This is a genomic window from Shewanella sp. 10N.286.52.B9 (genome assembly GCF_002873635.1).
In the GTDB taxonomy this organism is placed as follows: Bacteria; Pseudomonadota; Gammaproteobacteria; order Enterobacterales; family Shewanellaceae; genus Shewanella.
Genome location: NZ_MCTY01000196.1, coordinates 48,924 through 66,197, shown reverse-complemented (window position 1 = coordinate 66,197; position 17,274 = coordinate 48,924). Strand labels below are relative to the sequence as shown.

The following is a 17,274-nucleotide window of genomic DNA, read 5'->3' as shown; positions in this document are numbered from 1 at the left end:
TATTACCTTAGGGGATTAAAGGCTGATAACATCAAAAGTCACGTTTGGATTAACGTCAGCTTCATAGTCGATGCCAGCAATACCAAAACCAAACAGTTTTAAAAACTCTTCTTTGTATTCATTGTAATCAGTCAGTTCAGCAAGGTTTTCAGTGGTGACATCCGGCCATAAGTCACGGCAATGTTTTTGAATTTCTTCGCGTAACTCCCAATCATCTAAACGAAGACGATTTTCATCATCTGTTGGTGCCGCTTGACCATCAGCGCGATATAAACGCTCGCTGAACATACGGTAAATTTGGTCCATACAGCCTTCATGAACGCCTTCTTCACGCATTTTCTTAAATACCATCGCGATGTATAAAGGCATTACCGGGATAGCAGAGCTTGCTTGAGTGACAACACTCTTAAGCACAGCCACATTGGCAGAACCGCCTGTTTTGGCTAACTTTTCATTAAGGCTATGAGCCGCACGGTCTAAATCCATTTTGGCTTTACCTAATGCGCCATGCCAGTAGATAGGCCAAGTGATCTCGGTGCCAATATAGCTGTAGGCCACGGTTTTACAATTATCCGCTAATACACCCGCATCACTTAAGGCGCTCATCCATAATTCCCAATCTTGACCGCCCATCACTGTCACGGTATCAGCAATTTCTTGCTCTGTTGCTGGCTCTACCGAGGTTTCGATGATGGTGTTTTTGTTGGTGTCTACCGCAGTTGCGGTATAAGTTTCACCGATAGGCTTAAGGCTTGAGCGGATCACTTCACCGGTATCAGGCAATTTACGCACTGGAGAAGCTAAAGAGTAAACCACCATATCAATTTGACCTAAGTCTTGTTTGATAAGCTCAATGACTTTTTGTTTAGCTTCATGGCTAAATGCATCACAGTTAATGCTTTTTGAATATAAACCTTCAGCTTTAGCGAATTTATCAAAGTAGGCAGAGTTGTACCAACCGGCCGTACCTGGTTTGGTTTCTGTGCTTGGTTTTTCAAAGAAAACACCAATGGTGGCCGCATCACTACCGAACGCTGATGCAATACGAGAAGATAAGCCGTAGCCACTTGAAGAGCCAACCACTAAGACTTTTTTAGGGCCATTGGCAATTTTGCCTTTTGCTTTGGTTAATTCGATTTGTTCTTTGACGTTAGCTTCACAACCGATAGGATGAGTGGTTGTACAAATAAAGCCACGTGTTTTAGGTTTAATAATCATAATTTGGTTTCTTCCTTTAACAATCGCACTAGGATAAATAGTTAGGCGACGAATTGGCACTAGTTTTTATGTTTTTTGGCTAAATTACTCAGTGGTTGGAGCAGTTTAGCGTTTGGCTGTGAGTTGTGTTTGCTGCGATATTAAGCGGCGAGAGTACTCTTGTTGTGGGTGATTGAATAATTCTTCTGTGCTCGCTAGTTCAACTACGCTGCCATTTTTGAGCACCAGTACCTTGTCACTAAAATGACGTACAATGTTCAAATTGTGGGTCACAAAAATATACGATAGCCCCATTTCTTTTTGTAATTTTATCAGCAGATTAAGTATTTGAGAACGCACTGATAAATCTAATGAGGCAAGTGCTTCATCAGCGATAATGATTTTAGGGTTTAACATTAAAGCTCTAGCAACGGCTACACGTTGTTTTTGACCTTCAGAGACCATATGAGGATAGAAATTGGCATGTTCAGGTAGTAAGCCCACTTTTCTGAGTCTATCTGCCACCCGCACTTTTCGTTCCGCTGAATTCAATGTGGTGTTAAATCGTAATGGTTCTTCTAGTAGGCTACCAATGGTTAACCTCGGGTTTAATGAGGTGTTAGGGTCTTGAAAAATCATTCTAATTAAGCGGCTGCGCTGTTTGAGATTTCGCGCCTCCAATGCTTCCCCTTCAAACAATATTTCTCCACCGCTGCGAGGCTCTGCGCCAACCAGTATTCGCGCTAAGGTACTTTTACCTGAGCTTACTTCACCGACAATAGCCAAGGTTTGTCCACGCTCAAGTTCAAATGATAGTGGTGACAGGGCTTGATTATATTGCGCTTTGAACCTTTTATAACCCGTAAAATAGCGTTTGCTTAGCTGGTTTACTTTAAGTAATGGAGTTGTCATCTTCTATCTCACTGTTATACGGGAAATGGCAGGCAAAATAGCGATCTTTTTCGTGGGCCAAACTGGGTTGGATAACACATGCTCTTTGGGCGTCAGGGCAGCGAGGACCCAGCCTGCACCCTGCAGGCAAATGCTGCAATGACGGCGAGGAACCTTGCAATGTTGGTAAATAGGCTTTGTGGCGTATTTGGCCTGCAAAGTCTGGCAGATTTTTGAATAATGCTTTGGTATAGGGGTGATAGGGTTGTTTGATTAATTCGTTAACGGGCCCCGACTCCATGATTTGTCCGCTGTATAAAATACTGATGCGATCGCACCATTTTGCTAAAGTTTCTAGTTCATGGCTGACTAGCAGTATAGAGACATTTTGAAGTTGGTTTAATTGAGCTAACAAACGAAATATTTGCGCTTGAGTACTTAATTCCATCGCATTCGTTGGTTCGTCGGCGATTAATAACTTAGGGTGGTTAGCTACTGCCATAGCAATCATTACCTTTTGGCAGGCACCTTCAGAAAGTTCCCAAGGGTAGCGCTTCATAATGGCTTTGGGCTTTTTAATTCCAACTTTATGAAGCCATTTTTGCGCGGTTAAATGAGTGTCTTTTGCTCTGCGCCAAAAAGGCACGGCTTTGTTTGGCGTGAGCGATTCAATTAACTGACTGCCGATAGTTTTTACCGGGTCTAAACTGCCAGAAGGGTCTTGGAAAATCATGGTCATATCACTGCCCATTAAGCTGCGACGTTGCCTTTTAGTCATTTCCAATAAATTTTTGCCATCCCACATCATGCGATCGGCAATGATGCGCCAGTTTGGGCCTAAAACGCCTAGTACCGCTTTGGCTAATAAGCTACGCCCAGAACCTGATTCACCAACTAAGCCATGAATTTCACCCGGATTAATGGTTAAACTGACTTTCTCAAGTACCTTCACTGTGCCTTGTGGGGTATCGAGTTCGATAGTGAGATTTCTGACATCAAGTAATGGCATGGGCTAGTTTCTTATCGGCGCGAGCGCCGAGCGTAATCCGTCACCCACCAAATTAATGGATAACACAGTAAATAGGATCGCCAAACCTGGAATGGTAATCGACCAAGGCGCAATTAATTGGCTGTTTAACCCTTGAAAAATCATCGCTCCCCACTCTGAGCTAGGGGCTTGTGCTCCAAGATTGAGAAAGCCTAAGGCGGCAATGTCTAATATCGCCACCGATATGGCAATGGTCGTTTGAATAATAACCACTTCCCAGACGTTTGGCATGATGACATACCAAAAGATTTGTATTTGACTGGCGCCATCAAGTTTAGCGGCAATAACGTATTCTTTTTGTAGCTCTTCATGTACTGCTTGGTGAATTGCCCGCACAAATTGCGGCGTTAAGGCTAAGCCTACTGCCCAAAATACATTTATTAACCCCGGACCGGTCACTGCGACAACCAAAATGGCGAGCAATAATGACGGAATTGATAATAAGGCATCGAGCAAATGACCTAAAATACTTGATTTTAACCCACGCATCATTCCTGAAAGGGAGCCAATAATAAAGCCGACGATTAAGGCGCAAAGCACCACAATTAATGACATGCCGAACGTTAATCTAACCCCATGCAATAAGCGGCTGAATAAGTCTCGGCCTAAATCATCGGTACCTAAAAAATGCGAAACATGTCCAAGGGCGTCCCATGATGGCGGTAATAATATGGCATCAGGATTTTGCATTTCTGGTGGGTAAGGAGCGAGTAGCGGCCCCAATACAACCAGTAGTAATAAAAATATTACCGCCCAAAGGCCTGCGACAGCAAATGGGTTACTAGCAAATGCTTTCCACAATTGCATCATAGGTGAAGCTATGTGTTCATCCTGATATATTTTAATTGCTGGCATACAGTTCTTTCCTATTAATAGGGTTAATAGTGGTATGCACTAAATCAATCATAATGCTTAAAAAGATAATCAGCAAAGAGACTGAAAGGATCCCTGCTTGAATCACGGTGTAATCTCGCTGATATATTCCTGCAATAAGCCATGATCCCACCCCTGGCCATGCAAAAATTACCTCGACAATAATGCCGTAACTGGCAAACGAGCCAAGCATTAAGCCAAAGGCTTTAAGAACTGGGATAAGCGCGTTAGGTAAGGCGTGTTTCATTAAAATACTATAGGTATTAAGGCCACGGGCTTCAGCAGCGCGAATATAGGTTTGGGTCATAACCGTCATCATTGCTTGACGTGTGATACGTATAACGACAGTAAAAGGTAATACCGCTAAGGTTACCGCAGGTAAAATGATGTGTAATAAGGCATCTTTAAATGCTGAGATCCGATAGGCTTCATGTGATAGCAAAGTATCGATCAGCATAAAACCTGTGACGGGTTCAATTTCATATAATAAATTGATTTGTCCAGAGATCGGCAACCACTCTAGCTTTACCCCAAACCATAATGACAAGGTTAATCCGAGCCAGAATACAGGTATAGAGTAACCGGTTAAGGTTAGGGCTAAAATACTGCGCTGGACTGACTTGCTTTCACTTAATGAGGACAATACGCCAAGTGGCACTCCAAAAAATATTGCTATCGTCCCAGCAAATAATGACAATTCAAAAGAGGCGGGTAACACGTTACTGAGCTCTGTGGCGACACTTTGTTGTGAGTTAACCGAAATCCCTAAATTGCCTGATAATCGCTCGGTTAAATAAGCGATAAATTGACTAAGCTGGTTACTATCAAGCTTAAAGTCTGCAACGGTTTGTGCTTGTTGCTCACTGCTAGGGAACTGTATCCCAGTTAAGGCGTAGTTTTTTTCAACTGGAAACATACCGGTGGCAAAAAACAGTACCGCAATCATAACCAATGAAGTGGCAAAAAATAAATTAATTCGTCTTAGAAAATAACGCCACATTAAGGTTTTTTCTCCGCAGTTTTTAGTTCGATATTAGAGAAAGCCATTCCACCATAGGGGTTAACATCTTTAGTTGATACTGAAATGTTTTTTAGGATCAATTTTTGTCCATGGGCAATATTAACCAAGGGAACTTGCTGATGAATGAGCTGTTCAGCTTGCTGATATAGCGCCTTTCTTGTGGTTTTTATTGGCGTAGCTTTAGCTTGTGCAAGTATTGCGTCCAATTCAGCTGAACACCATTTAGAACGGTTATTATTTGATTCTAGGGCTGAGCAACTGAGTAGTGGGGTAAAGAAATTATCAGGATCGGTATTGTCAGCATTCCAACCAATTAATACTGAATCATAATCTTGGCTAATTAATTTTTGCGTAAACACGCTCCAGTCATAACTGACAATATTCACTTTAACCCCAATGTTGGCTAAGTCGGCCTGAATCAGCTCTGCGGTCTTGAGGGCGTTTGGATTATAAATTCGCACCACTGGCATCGCCCAAATATCAAAGGTTAAGTTATTAACCCCTGATTCTTCTAACAGCCTTTTAGCTTTCTCAGGATTAAAATCATTAGGGTCGGATGAGTCTGAATAAGCCCATGATCCTGGCGGCAGCATTCCGGTCGCTTCTACAGCGGTGTCATGGTAAACCACATTAAGGATATTTTTCTTATCAATGGCATGGGCAAGGGCAAGTCGAACTCGCACATCGTCTAGAGGAGGCTTTTGAGTGTTAAATGCCCAAAAGCCGACGTTTAACCCCGGTTTAGTGTTAACTTTTAAGTGTTTATGCTGTTTAATTACTGCAAGTTCATTGGCCTTTGGCAGGGCAGACACATGGCAATCTTTAGTGATGATTTTAGCCAGTCTAGACTCACTTTTAGGTGTGATATCAAAAACTAACAGGTCAATTTTAGCCGCTTTACCCCAATATGCGGTATTGCGTTTATAGCGAATAAAATCATTTTTGACATAATCTGCGAGGTAAAAAGGCCCTGTGCCGATGGCGAAGTAATCGATATTTTCAGGGGTACCTGCCTGCCATTGTTGCTCGCCATATTCGGCAGAAAGAATAACGGCAAAATCAGTGGCCAAATTAGCTAAAAATGATGCATCAGGTTGGGTTAAGTGGAATACCACTTCATAATCGTTTACTTTTTCGACTCGACTCACTAAGTTGGAAAAATCAATACTTTGGAAAAATGGATAGCCAGTTCTGCTCACTGAGTGAAAAGGATGCGCGGGATTAATGATGCGATTAAATGAGAATAGGACATCATCGGCATTAAAATTTCTTGAAGGTTTGAACAAATTATTGTGCTGGAACTGTACGCCTTTACGCAACACAAAGTGATAACGTAAGCCATCATCGGATATGCGCCACTGGGTTGCCAGCGCAGCCATAAAATCAGATGAGTCATTGTTATAGTCAATTAGGCGGTTGTATAACTGATTAGAACTGGCATCAATAGTGGTACCAGAAGTGACCAATTGCGGATTAAAGGTTTCAGGATTGCCCTCAGAGCAATACACAATACCTGATGGGACATTGAGTTCACCACAACCTGTTACTAAAAAACTTAGCAAGCAGAGTAATGCAGCAGGTTTAAAGCGTTTTAATGTCTCACGCATTTTTTCATCATATTATTTAGGTACTGAATAAGTATTTTAGCAGTGTTAATAACTTAGGAGCAAATATCCTATTAAGACTTTTCAAGTAAATTATACTTTTTCAAAATGCCCCGCAGTTGGTGGTAGCTTAAACCTAATATTTCAGCGGTTTTCTTTTGATTATATTGGCTTTGGGCTAAGGCACTTTTTAGCAGGTTAATCTCATAGTTTTCAGTATGCTCTTTAAAGTCTAATGGGAAGCGAATATCTCTGTCTGTTGCACTGGTGCTAACTGATGATGCTTCATTTTCAGTGGAGTCATCGGTTACTGGAACCGCGACTGAAGTATCGGGAGCTTGATGCTCTGTTTGCTGCCTTTCACGAGTTTTGATTCTTGATGTTGGTCGATAAGGAGAGGCAAAAGGATCGACAATAATGTGGTCAATTTCTTCACCTTCAGATCCTCGACGATAGACGCTGCGTTCGACCACGTTTTTAAGTTCGCGGATATTACCTGGCCAGCGATATGACATGAGTTGCTCTATAGCTACTGGACTAAAACCGCCAAAATAATCTAAATTCAGTTGCCTTGCCATGCTCACGGCAAAATGCTCTGCTAAAGGCATGATGTCTTCTGTGCGGCTACGAAGGGGCGGTAGGGTGATAACATCAAAGGCTAACCTATCCAGTAAATCAGCCCTAAATTCACCATTTTCAGCTAATGAAGGTAAGTCCTCATTGGCAGCACAAATTAACCTTACATTGGTATTAACTGTTTTACTGCCACCCACTCGTTCGAATTCACCGTATTCGATGACACGTAACAGTTTCTCTTGAATTAATCCTGAGGTATTGGCCAGCTCATCTAAAAATAAGGTGCCTTCATCGGCGCGTTCGAAGCGACCTTCATGTTTGCCTTTCGCGCCCGTAAACGCACCAGACTCGTGGCCAAACAGTTCGCTTTCAAGTAATGATTCACTTAATGAAGAGCAGTTTAATTTAATAAACTCTTTATCCCAACGGCCTGATAAATAGTGTAACCGCTCGGCGATTAATTCTTTACCTGTGCCGCGTTCACCAATAATTAATACCGGCTTAGAAAGTGGGGCAACTTTAGAAACATGTTCTAATACCTCTAACAAAGCATTAGATTGTCCGATAAGATTGTCTTGCTCAAATTGTTTAGTCACTGTAATTTTTAGTCTATTACGCTAACAAGTGGTGAAAATCATAATAGTGGGCTGCGGCATTAAAAGAAAGAAAAAGTTAATATTTTGGTTATGATGTTGAATTGTCTGGTTTTTTAAAAGTTGGCACAACTCGTGAATAGTAAACTTCGACATTAACAATATTTTTGAGGGACACATTATGGGAATCTTCTCACGCTTTGCAGATATCATTAATTCGAACATCAGTGCTTTACTTGATAAAGCTGAAGATCCAGAAAAAATGGTACGCCTGATCATTCAGGAAATGGAAGACACGTTAGTTGAAGTACGCTCTACTTCTGCAAAAGTATTAGCAGAAAAGAAAGAATTACTAAGACGCATTAGCCGAGTTCAAGAGCAAGTGATTGATTGGCAAGCTAAAGCTGAATTAGCTTTATCGAAAGATAGAGAAGACTTAGCAAAAGCTGCGCTAATTGAAAAACAAAAAACGGTTTCATTATTAGAAACCCTTGAGATGGAACTTCAAGTAGTAGAAGAGCACATTGCTCGTCTTAAACATGAAGTTGAACAGTTACAAGAAAAACTGAATGATGCCAGAGCACGCCAAAAAACCATTATTATGCGCAAGCAAACTGCCACTTCACGTTTAGAAGTTAAAAAGCAGCTTGATTCAAGTAAAATTGATGATGCGATGGTGAAGTTTGAGCAATATGAGCGTCGCGTTGAAGGTTTAGAGTCACAAGTTGAAGCTTATGATATTGGTAAAAAGGGTAGCCTTGCTGATGAGTTTGCGGCACTTGAAGCTGAAGATTCAGTCAATGACGAACTTGAAGCATTAAAAGCGAAAGTGAAAGCTAAATCGCAACCTAAATCAAAAACTAAATCAGACAAGTAAACTTTTTCAGAGGTGAGTTATGGATATGGATCTTCTTATTGCCCCAATCATTATATTTTTAGTTATTGTGGCACCTATTTGGTTGATTCTTCATTATCGCAGTAAGCGACAAGTGAGTCAGGGGCTCACTGAAGAAGAGTTTACACAATTGAATGAATTAATTGCCCAAGCTGAAAAAATGGGCCGACGTATTGAAACATTGGAAGCTATTTTAGATACGGAAGCGCCAGAGTGGAGGGGGAAAGATGAGCACAGCTAACGGTCGCACATTATACCGCATCCCATCATCAGGCAAAATTTCTGGGGTATGTGCAGGGATTGCAGACTTTTTTAATCTTGAAACCTGGTTAGTCAGAGTGGTCGTAGTCTCAATATTTTTATTGGGTGGTTCTGGGCCTGTGTTTATTATCTATGTCGCCTTATGGATGATATTAGATATTAAGCCTGAAGATACAACACATGCCAAAGGCCACAAAGATATTGAAGTGAAGAAAAAGGTTTGGCAGGCAGGAGAGCCGGCAAAACGTGCCTTACATGATGTAAATAGTCAGTTTTATGCACTTGAAATTAGACTGCAACGACTTGAGCGCCATGTCACTTCCGATAATTTTGATTTGAAAAGAGAAATTAATAATCTTTAACTCGATTCAGACGACTATCTTCATATAATTCCAATGGGCGGTTTACCGCCCTTGTGTTTTTTTAGTAAAGACTTGATTATCAGTACTTGAAAATATTTTTCATCCCTATTTTGCTTATTCCTTAATTTGAGATTAACTATGAGCTTTATTGATCGTTCAATTAATAAAATTTCCCAAAAAACTCATCAATTAGTTCATCGCTCAACCGATCGGCATGTTCGTTTAGCCGTGACCGGTTTATCAGGGGCGGGTAAAACCGCCTTTATAACAGGGCTGGTTAATCAAATGCTCCATGCTGGGCTGCAATCAGAAAAAAGCCAAACTCAAAACCCATTGCCTTTGTGGCAAGTGTGCCGTGAAAATCGTTTGATAGGCATTAAACGCGCCATGCAACCTGATTTAGCCATTGCCAGTTTTGACTATAAAGGAGCGATGACATCATTAACCCAGTCGCCTGCAACTTGGCCTGCATCAACCCGTAATATCTCTGAGTTAAGGCTAGCGATTAAATATCGTCCTCAAAAGGGCATATTGGCAAAACTTGCTGATACTGCCACCTTGTATGTGGATATTGTTGATTACCCAGGTGAGTGGTTATTGGATTTACCAATGATGAAGCAAAACTTCATCCAGTGGTGTGAGTCACAAATTGACGTTAAGCACCGATTAGCTGCCTCAAGCTATTATCCGCAGTTTGTTAGTGTATTAGCTAACATCAATTTATCAGAAACTGCTGATGAGCATAAGTTAAAGCAGATTGCAGACTTGTACCAAACATTACTGGTCGACTTGGTTAACAACCAAGGCTTTTATCTTGCACAGCCTGGTCGAATGCTATTACCTGGAGAGTTTGCCGATACCCCTTTATTGGCCTTTTTCCCACTCATAAATCTCAGTAATGATGAATTAGCCAATTTAGAAAACGCTGCTGACTCTAGCTATTACCAAGTGCTAAAGCGTCGCTATGAAGAGTATGTTTCAGTGGTGGTTAAGCCGTTTTATCGGGATTATTTTGCTAGTTTTGATCGTCAATTGGTGCTGGTGGATTGCTTTAATGGCCTAAACAGCGGTAAAGCACAATTTGAGGATATGGGTAATGCACTCAATAGTATTGTCGAAAGCTTTCATTTTGGACAATCGAGTTTATTAAGGCGTTTGTTCTCACCTAAAATTGATAAGTTACTGTTTGCCGCCAGTAAGGTTGACAGGGTTACTCGTGATCAACAGAGCCATGTATTAAGTTTATTGACCGATATGCTAAAACACAGTCAGCACTTTGCTAACTATGAAGGCTGCGAAGTCGAAACGATGGCCATTAGCGCCATCAAAGCCACACAGCATGGCATGGTATCAACAACCAGTGGCGAGCAAGAAGTGGTCAGAGGCATAGATAAAAATCAGCAAATGCTCACCATATTTCCAGGCGAAGTGCCTCAGCGGTTACCCCAAGATAGCTTTTGGGACAAGCAAGGCTTTAATTTCGTGTCTTTTAACCCGCCTCGATTACCACAATCATCGATGTCCGACCCTCGTTTTGAGCATATTCGCTTAGATCATCTTTTACAGTTTTTGCTGGGGGATAAGTTGCAATAATATGAGTAACAATAATAGCAAGAGAACAGAGTTTGAAGACGCTCAACTTAAGCAGCAGCAAGTGTTTGATACTGAAACGCTTGATTCGGGTAAGGATCAAGACGTTAAAGGGTCACAATCATTTACCGATGTCGAGTTTATTTGTGAAACTAATTTAGCAAAACTCCCTGAAACCATCGATGAACTCGAGTCCATCGATAAGCTCGGCGCTAAGCCTAAAAAAATCTCAATGCTTGCCAAGTTATCATTGTTAGCTTTGATACTGGTGGTTATCGTTCAAACCATACAAGGGCTGCAAACTGCCTACCTGCAAAGCCCGTGGCTATTTGGTTTTTACGTGACAGTGGCGGGGATCATCATGGCGTGGGCTGGGGCAATAACCCTGTCAGAGTGGAAAAAACTGATAAAGCTTAAACATGTGGCCGATACCCAAGCCACAGGCGAGCGTTTAGCGTTAAGTATGCAGCGCGGTGAAGCCAGTAAGTTCATCAGCCCCTTATTGCAAAAATACCCAGATACCGAAGGTAAAAAGCAATACTTAGCCATTAATAGCGTTGAACATAATGACGCTGAAATGGTGATGCTATTTGATGAATTAGTTTTGTCTGAACGCGATGAAAAAGCCAAAAAAATTGTAAGTCGCTTTGCGGCGGAGTCGGCACTACTGTTAGCGGCGAGTCCTTTAGCAGTATTAGATATGGCGATTATTTTATGGCGTAATCAGCGCATGGTTAATGTTATTGCAGATGTATATGGCATTGAATTAGGCTATTGGAGCCGGATTAAACTGATAAAAAGTATCGTACTAAATATTGTTTATGCTGGCACCACTGAAGTGGTAACAGATTTAGGCACCCAGTTATTATCGGTTGAAATGACCGGAAAGTTATCAGCACGTTTAGCCCAAGGTTTAGGCGGAGGTTTATTAACTGCGCGACTTGGTTATCAAGCCATGAGCTTATGTCGGCCGCTAAGTTTTAAAGCGCAAAATCGCCCTAAATTGAGCCAAGTGCATCAGCAGTTGTTAGGCGAACTAAAAAGCTTTTCTGCGAGTGTAATGAAAACAAATAAAAATAAGCAAAACAAACAGTAGAAAAATAATCTTACTTATTTTTGCAAAAAATAAATTGTTTACTACAGTTTTATGTTAGCGATAAATGCCCTGTTTTTAATAGATCATTTTCTTGTTGAATAGGGTGTAACGCTGACAAATACCGACCATGGATAGGGAAGTTGGTCGGGTTATTAAATAGGACTTTAAGGAGTTAACAATGAAACATCCATTACTCATGGGCGTCATGCTCACCTGCGCGTTATCAGCAGCAAGTATCAGTTTGGCTGTCGCCAAAGACACCACTAAACCAGCAGCACTCACTTCAGCTGAAATGTCTAAAACCACAGCCGTGAAAAGTAGCAATACAAAGATGGCTAAGGTGAATATTAATAAAGCGACAGCAGAGCAGTTACAAGCCCTCAATGGTGTTGGTGAAGCCAAGGCAAAAGCCATTGTGGAATATCGAAATAAATATGGTAAGTTCAAAAATGTCCAGCAATTAACCCAAGTTGCCGGTATAGGTGAAAAGCTGGTTGAGAAAAATGCTAAAGCGATAAGTTTGTAATTTATCAATTGACGACTTGGTATTAAAAAAGGGAGCTTTCGCTCCCTTTTTCAGTTTACAGATTCAATGGATGGTTACTGAGCGGTAAGTTGCTGACCGTTGACTTCAAAAGAATCTTCACCCATTAAATATAAGTAGGTTGGCATGATATCTTGTGCGGTTTTTAATGTTTGTGGATCTTCACCTGGGTAAGCTTTTGCGCGCATTTCAGTGCGGGTTGCACCAGGGTTAATACTATTTACACGCAGGCTAGTGCCTTCACATTCATGGGCAAGTACTTGCATCATGCCCTCAGTCGCAAATTTAGAGAACGCATAAGGTCCCCAATAAGCTCGTCCTTGACGACCAACACCGCTAGAAGTGAAGACAATAGATGCTGATGGTGCGCTGCGCATTATCGGTAATAAGGCTTTAGTTAAGATTACTTGGGCGGTGACGTTCACTTTCATTACATCTTCAAGTGATTCAAGGTCGATATGTTCAAACGGCCCTAATGCGCCAAGTAAACTGGCATTATGCAGTAATCCATCTAAATGACCGAATTGCTCAGCGATAGTTTCGGCCATATCTTGATAGTTTTGCTCTGTGGCACCTTTTAAATCTAATGGCACAATAGCAGGTTTGGGATAACCAGCTTGTACTATTTCATCATAAACCGTTTCAAGTTTTTTAACTGTTTTACCTAGCAAAATAACGGTCGCGCCGTGTTTTGCGTAGTTTATCGCCGCAGTGCGACCAATACCTGCGCCAGCGCCGGTAACCAGGATTGTTTTATTTTTTAGTAAATCTTTTTTAGCTTGGTATTCCAACATGATTCAATTTTTCCTTGGACTGTAAAAGCATGTCAAATCTCGTTTCGAACAAAAGGTAAACGAACGTTTTAAACAATTGACTTATATTTGTTAGTGAATAGTATGTTTCTTTGTAACAAATTTGTGGCTAACTCTATAATTTTACGTTAACTTGAGATGAGTTAAGGACAAAAATATGTCCTTATGGTCATGCGTTTACACTATTGTGACCAATTTTTGGGGAAATTAAAATTATTACAACAAGATTTGGGGAAAAAAAGATGAAAAGACTCATATTGGGTGTTGCTATTGCATCTGCTCTTGGGCTTAGCGGCTGTAGTGAAGATAGTTCTAACGAAACAAAAGAAAAAGTAGCACCACTGGTACCTTCTTCATTCGTAAAGTTTAATCCCGATCCTAAAGAAATTGAAAAGGATCCAGAGAACCTTCCTTTACCAAGCGATTTAATATTCAATGGAACACTTGATGGTACGCTAAACATTCCTGGAGAAGACGGGATTGACTATATTGACCCTAAACTTGCTTTGGGGGCATTAGATGGTTGGTCAACTTCTTCACCAATTTCTCTAACGGTAGCTCTAGCAACCGATTCTGATGGTGCAATGCTCACCCTTGATGAAGCTTCTGTTTCTCAACCTGGTGCAGTAAGATTATTTGAAGCAACTGTTGGCGGCGCTTTATCATCTGATCCTGAATGTAGCGATGAGCCCTCTTTATCTGCATGTAAAGTAGGTGCTGAACTGCAATTTGGTGTTGATTTTGTGGCATTAGCTTCAGGCAATAAAATTGCCATAGTGCCGCTAAAACCACTTAAAGCAAATCAATCTTACATCTACGCTACCACCACATTAGTTCAAGACTCTGCAGGCCGCGCCGTTGAACCATCAAGTTCATATACCTTATTAAAACTTGATATCGACACTAAGCCTTTAGAAACCGACTCACAACTTTTAGTACAAGGTTTAGTTAATAGTTATGAAAAAGGCTTAGCTGCAGAACATGGCGTAGATGCTGAGACCATTACTTATTCCAGTTTGTTTACCACTCAGTCTGTTGCAGATGTATATGAAACCAGCAAATTGTTGATGGCTGGAGATCCTAATTATCAGCCATCATTTGTACAATTACCGACTCCAGCAGGTTACACTGTTGCACAAGCTGCAGGTCTCACACCTGAAGATGGTGCTGCTTTTGTGGTATCTGATTTAGCAGATGTTTATACCGCTACAATTCAACTACCTTTTTACGGGAACTGTTCATCGGTTACTTGTGACTTTCCAATAGTTGATGGTGTGCCTAGTGCACCAAATGGTCGTTGGTTTGCGAAAGGTGATAGCCCTGTATCAGTTTTATTAGCGCTCCAATCTGGGACAATGAGCCAAGCTAACTTTGGCCAACAAGCGGTTGCACAAGGTGTTGACCCTGTGGCGGCATTGCAAAATCCAGCATTAATGGCAGGTAAAACCTGGTTGTTAGATGCTGATGCAGACGGTAATAGGGCTGATGCTGATCCAACGAAGCATTTAACCAAATTTAATCCTATACCCGAATTAATGAGAATGGAAACTGTACCTGTATTAATTGCATTACCAAATGCCGCTAAAGTTGCTGCTTTTCAAGCATCTCAAGGTTCAACCTTTACACCTCCGTCAAACGGGTGGCCAACGAATATTGCCTTACATGGTTTAGGTGGAGGTAAAGAAATGGCACTAGCTTATGCCGGTTCTTATGCAGCTTTAGGTATTGCGACAATTGCTATTGATATGCCTCTACATGGTGCACGTTCTTATGGGGATGACGGAACTGGTTCATATATTATTTCAGCATCTGATCCTTCTTACGGGAAAGTAATTGGACAACCTGACGCTTTCAAATACGGAAATCCATTAGTATTCGTTAACATCGCAAGCACGCTAACGGTTAGAGATAATTTCCGCCAAGCAACTATGGATCATTTGGCGCTACGTTTATTATTGACTGGTTTATATACGACTATCGCAGGTGCAGAGGGTCAATTAGGACCACAAGTATTTGATATCAGCAAGATCAGTGCTCAAGGTCTAAGTTTAGGTGGCATTGTCGGTTCTACTTTTGCAACTTATGCATCTACTGGTTTAGTTAATCCTGCTGACGGTAGCGCATTACCCAATGCTTATGGCATTAATGCAGCTTCTCTAGTAGCGCCATCTGGTGGTTTAGCCGGCTCGTTTGTGGGCTCTGAAACATTCGCTCCGGTACTATTTGAAAATGTGACAACATCGCCTGTATTTATGGCATTAGTTGATGAAGCTAATGTGGGTGATTTTGAACCTGGTACACCTGAGTACGCTGCGTTAGTGCAAGCTGTATATGCTGAGTTTATTCCAACATTTGCCTTTGCTGTGCAAACGGCGGTTGATTCAGCTGACCCAATTAACCATGCGTCAATGTTAGCTGATACACAACTACCGGTTCATTTAATTGAAGTTGTAGGTGATGGTGCGGGTAACTTATCTGACCGAGTATTACCTAATCAGGTTGAAGGCTTCCCATTATCAGGAACAGAGCCGTTAATTGCAGCGATGGGCTTAGATTGTGTAAGTTCAAATAATGCAGGTTCTGGTGCCGTTCGCTTTAGTAAAGGTCATCACAGTTCAATAGTAAGCCCAGCTGAAATTGATGGTGTGACTGACGGTATGGCTGGCGCAGCAACAGTAGAAATGCAGACACAAGTTGCTGGTTTTGCTAAGTCAGCAGGCTTAGGTGCAGCAACGATTTTGGTTGATAACGACGAAGTGCTTCAAGCATGTGAGTAATAGAGATTAATAATTTAATCTTTTGATTAAAAACCCAGCATTTGCTGGGTTTTTATTGTCTACCGGGTTTAACTTCCTGCTAAGATAACGGCAATTAACGTTTCCCATTTGGAGTTTATTTTGGAGTTTTTATCCGAGTACGGCATGTTTCTAGCGAAAGCCGTCACTATTGTCGTTGCAATTCTTGCCGTTGTTATTGTGGTTTTAGCAAGCAGTATTAAACATAAAACTGAAAAGGGTGAGTTAAAGCTTACTGATGTTACTGATGAGCTAAAGGAACTTGAGAAAGAATTAAAGCAAGAGCTGCTGTCTAAAAAGCAATTTAAAGCTTATGAGAAAAAACTAAAAGCTGATGAAAAAGCGGCTGAAAAAGAAGACACGCCAAAATCAAAAGTATTTGTTATCGATTTTAAAGGCAGTATTGATGCAGGTGAAGTCGCCTCATTAAGAGAAGAAATTACTGCGGTATTAACCGTTGCTGATGAAAACGATCAAGTGTTAGTGAATGTTGAAAGCGGCGGCGGAATGGTGCACGGCTATGGTTTAGCCTCTAGCCAGTTAGACCGCTTGAAGCAAGCCAATATCCCACTGACTATCTGTATTGATAAAGTGGCAGCCAGTGGCGGTTATATGATGGCCTGTGTTGCGAACAAAATTGTTGCCGCGCCATTTGCGATTGTGGGTTCAATTGGTGTTGTTGCCCAATTACCAAACTTTAGCCGTTTACTTAAAAAACACGATATTGATTACGAGCAGCATACCGCTGGTGACTTTAAGCGGACTTTAACCGTGTTTGGTGAAAATACTGATGAAGGTCGTGAAAAGTTCCAACAAGAGTTGGAAGAAACCCATGTGTTATTTAAACAGTTTGTCAGTAAGTACCGTCCAGATATGGATATTGCAAAAGTCGCAACCGGCGAGCATTGGTACGGTCAACAAGCGATTGAATTAGGCTTAGTTGATGCTATTTCTACCAGTGATGATGTGGTGCTTGAGTTAGCCAAAAAACACCAAGTCATTAAAATTAAATATCAAATGAAAAAGAAACTGGCTGATAAAATTGCCCATGGCGCTTCTTTATCGGTTGATAGTGTATTAAACCGTTTGATGGAGCGTGATAACGCTGTTAAATAA

At 41.3% G+C, this 17,274-nt stretch carries 16 protein-coding genes; 8 read left to right on the top strand and 8 right to left on the bottom strand.

Annotation, left to right across the window (positions count from 1 at the left end):
- Positions 1-15: 15 nt before the first annotated feature.
- The 7 genes from fabV to pspF form a co-directional block, all read right to left on the bottom strand.
- A complete protein-coding gene (gene fabV / locus BCU91_RS15170; protein ID WP_102440525.1) occupies positions 16-1,218 on the bottom strand; it encodes an enoyl-ACP reductase FabV in 1,203 nt (400 codons plus the stop codon).
- 105 nt (positions 1,219-1,323) lie between these two features.
- Entirely contained in the window at positions 1,324-2,109 is a 786-nt protein-coding gene (locus tag BCU91_RS15165) for an ATP-binding cassette domain-containing protein (protein ID WP_076536964.1), read from the bottom strand.
- Entirely contained in the window at positions 2,090-3,097 is a 1,008-nt protein-coding gene (locus tag BCU91_RS15160; protein WP_102531820.1) for an oligopeptide/dipeptide ABC transporter ATP-binding protein, read from the bottom strand. The genes BCU91_RS15165 and BCU91_RS15160 overlap by 20 nt, the downstream gene beginning before the upstream one ends.
- Positions 3,098-3,100: 3 nt before the next feature.
- Positions 3,101-3,991, bottom strand: coding sequence for an ABC transporter permease subunit (locus BCU91_RS15155; protein WP_102440528.1), 891 nt, complete (start codon positions 3,989-3,991; stop codon positions 3,101-3,103).
- A complete protein-coding gene (locus BCU91_RS15150; protein WP_102531819.1) occupies positions 3,978-5,009 on the bottom strand; it encodes an ABC transporter permease subunit in 1,032 nt (343 codons plus the stop codon). The genes BCU91_RS15155 and BCU91_RS15150 overlap by 14 nt, the downstream gene beginning before the upstream one ends.
- Entirely contained in the window at positions 5,009-6,637 is a 1,629-nt protein-coding gene (locus BCU91_RS15145) for an ABC transporter substrate-binding protein (RefSeq protein WP_102531818.1), read from the bottom strand. The genes BCU91_RS15150 and BCU91_RS15145 overlap by 1 nt, the downstream gene beginning before the upstream one ends.
- A gap of 71 nt (positions 6,638-6,708) precedes the next feature.
- Entirely contained in the window at positions 6,709-7,806 is a 1,098-nt protein-coding gene (gene pspF / locus BCU91_RS15140; RefSeq protein WP_102440531.1) for a phage shock protein operon transcriptional activator, read from the bottom strand.
- A 178-nt stretch (positions 7,807-7,984) separates the two neighbouring features.
- Between pspF and pspA the strand changes: the two genes are divergently transcribed.
- The 6 genes from pspA (at position 7,985) to BCU91_RS15110 (ending at position 12,533) form a co-directional block, all read left to right on the top strand.
- The gene (gene pspA / locus BCU91_RS15135) at positions 7,985-8,680 is read left to right on the top strand and encodes a phage shock protein PspA (RefSeq protein WP_076536951.1); all 696 of its coding nucleotides are present in this window, start codon (positions 7,985-7,987) and stop codon (positions 8,678-8,680) included.
- 19 nt (positions 8,681-8,699) lie between these two features.
- Entirely contained in the window at positions 8,700-8,939 is a 240-nt protein-coding gene (gene pspB / locus BCU91_RS15130; protein ID WP_102440532.1) for an envelope stress response membrane protein PspB, read from the top strand.
- Positions 8,926-9,321 (top strand): envelope stress response membrane protein PspC, encoded by a 396-nt coding sequence (gene pspC / locus BCU91_RS15125; RefSeq protein WP_076536947.1) that lies wholly within the window; start codon positions 8,926-8,928, stop codon positions 9,319-9,321. The genes pspB and pspC overlap by 14 nt, the downstream gene beginning before the upstream one ends.
- Before the next feature lie 138 nt (positions 9,322-9,459).
- Positions 9,460-10,914, top strand: coding sequence for a YcjX family protein (locus BCU91_RS15120; RefSeq protein ID WP_102440533.1), 1,455 nt, complete (start codon positions 9,460-9,462; stop codon positions 10,912-10,914).
- Between the two features lies 1 nt (position 10,915).
- Complete coding sequence (locus tag BCU91_RS15115) at positions 10,916-12,007, top strand: TIGR01620 family protein (RefSeq protein ID WP_102531817.1); 1,092 nt, start codon at positions 10,916-10,918, stop codon at positions 12,005-12,007.
- Positions 12,008-12,185: 178 nt separating this feature from the next.
- Positions 12,186-12,533 (top strand): helix-hairpin-helix domain-containing protein, encoded by a 348-nt coding sequence (locus BCU91_RS15110; protein ID WP_076536941.1) that lies wholly within the window; start codon positions 12,186-12,188, stop codon positions 12,531-12,533.
- A gap of 74 nt (positions 12,534-12,607) precedes the next feature.
- Here the strand turns inward: BCU91_RS15110 and BCU91_RS15105 are convergent, their stop codons facing one another.
- Complete coding sequence (locus BCU91_RS15105; protein ID WP_102440535.1) at positions 12,608-13,345, bottom strand: YciK family oxidoreductase; 738 nt, start codon at positions 13,343-13,345, stop codon at positions 12,608-12,610.
- 260 nt (positions 13,346-13,605) lie between these two features.
- On the opposite strand from BCU91_RS15105, the gene BCU91_RS15100 reads away from it, so the two are divergent.
- Entirely contained in the window at positions 13,606-16,140 is a 2,535-nt protein-coding gene (locus BCU91_RS15100) for a VolA/Pla-1 family phospholipase (protein WP_102531816.1), read from the top strand.
- 120 nt (positions 16,141-16,260) lie between these two features.
- The gene (gene sohB, locus BCU91_RS15095) at positions 16,261-17,274 is read left to right on the top strand and encodes a protease SohB (RefSeq protein ID WP_198590481.1); all 1,014 of its coding nucleotides are present in this window, start codon (positions 16,261-16,263) and stop codon (positions 17,272-17,274) included.